This is a genomic window from Brachyspira suanatina, assembly GCF_001049755.1.
In the GTDB taxonomy this organism is placed as follows: domain Bacteria; phylum Spirochaetota; class Brachyspiria; order Brachyspirales; family Brachyspiraceae; genus Brachyspira; species Brachyspira suanatina.
Genome location: NZ_CVLB01000009.1, coordinates 1 through 1,735, shown reverse-complemented (window position 1 = coordinate 1,735; position 1,735 = coordinate 1). Strand labels below are relative to the sequence as shown.

The following is a 1,735-nucleotide window of genomic DNA, read 5'->3' as shown; positions in this document are numbered from 1 at the left end:
ATAGCTTAAATATATACTAATAAATTTGTAATTATAATTACTTGATATTATAATTAATAATAGTATAATGCAACATATTAAAATTTAAGGAGGTATATATATGAACTCACTCACTCACTCACTCACTCACTCACTCACTCACTCACTCACTCACTCACTCACTCACTCACTCACTCACTAGAATAATTTTATCTTTATTAAAAAAATTATGTTTACTAGGAGGTATTTATAATGCCTAGAAACATAATAGATAAACTAGCTTGGTGGATTCCAAATAAAGGAAAAAGAAAAAAATTTAGATATGATATTAATAAGGCAGTAATAGAATATTTGGTCAACAATCCAAATGAATTTCCTGAATTATATTCTACACTATTAAATATTGATGATAAAAAATACTTACATGAAGATTGTCCAATAAGTAAAAAAGTAAACCATAGTAATTTTACTGCGTATTTAAAAGATACATTTAATAAAAAAGGTATGAGAATATTAGAAATTGGAAGCAGAGTCGTTACAGGTTATTGCTTTAGAAATGATTTTAATAATGCCGAATACATAGGGTTTGACTATCATAATGGAGAAAATGTAGATATAGTTGGAGATGCTCATAAGTTATCATCATATTTTAATAAAGATGAACAATTTGATTTAATATTTTCATCTGCTGTATTTGAACATTTAGCTATGCCATGGAAAGTTGCTGAGGAAATATCAAAACTATTAAAAATCGGAGGAACCGTTTTTATTGAAACTCACTTTAGTTTTTCATCACATGAAAGACCTTGGCATTTTTTTCAGTTTAGTGATATGGCATTAAAATCTCTTTTTTCCCCAGCGCTTGGTTTTGAATGTATAGAAGCTGGATTTTCAAATCCTATTATTGGAAGATTTTCAACTTTATCATCTCCTTATTTAGTTAATAGACCAGTAACAGGATTATATTGTCATTCAGAATATCTAGGTAAAAAAATTAGAGATGTAAAAGACTTTAATTGGAATGATATGACTGTAGATAAAATAATACCTAACACAGAATATCCTAAACCAAATAATGTATAATAGATATAAATAGTTATTAAAAAATTATATATGTAAATGTTATTCACATTACATTTCTGTAAAAATGTAATGTGAATAACATTTACATTACATTAATAATATATTTAATAAGCATCATAATTTTTACCAAAAAACACAATAATATTATATATCTTTTATAGTATTTCTATCTAAATAATTCCTTTTTTTACATTTTATTTTTATAAAATTATATTATAATTTATTATAATAGTTAGTTAAATATAGAAATTTGACATGTTAATTTAGAAAAAAAGATCAATATAATTATTATAATATTAAATTAATATATTATAAATATATAAAACATTAAACTATTCTATAGCTTAAATATATACTAATAAATTTGTAATTATAATTACTTGATATTATAATTAATAATAGTATAATGCAACATATTAAAATTTAAGGAGGTATATATATGAACTCACTCACTCACTCACTCACTCACTCACTCACTCACTCACTCACTCACTCACTCACTCACTCACTCACTCACATATAATTTAACTTTATTAAAAAAATTATGTTTACTAGGAGGTATTTATAATGCCTAGAAACATAATAGATAAACTAGCTTGGTGGATTCAAAATAAGGCAAAAAGAGAACAATTTAAAAATGATATTAATAAGGCAGTAATAGATTCTTTAATAA

General features: G+C 23.9%; 1 protein-coding gene. It reads left to right on the top strand.

Annotated features, from left to right (window positions below):
• Positions 1–231 precede the first annotated feature (231 nt).
• Positions 232–1,062 (top strand): class I SAM-dependent methyltransferase, encoded by an 831-nt coding sequence (locus BRSU_RS13965; protein ID WP_083997929.1) that lies wholly within the window; start codon positions 232–234, stop codon positions 1,060–1,062.
• The last annotated feature ends 673 nt before the right edge of the window (positions 1,063–1,735 follow it).

Coding starts and splice junctions, on each gene's coding strand:
- BRSU_RS13965 (WP_083997929.1), top strand. CDS start 232: ATGCCTAGAAACATAATAGATAAACTAGCTTGGTGGATTCCAAATAAA.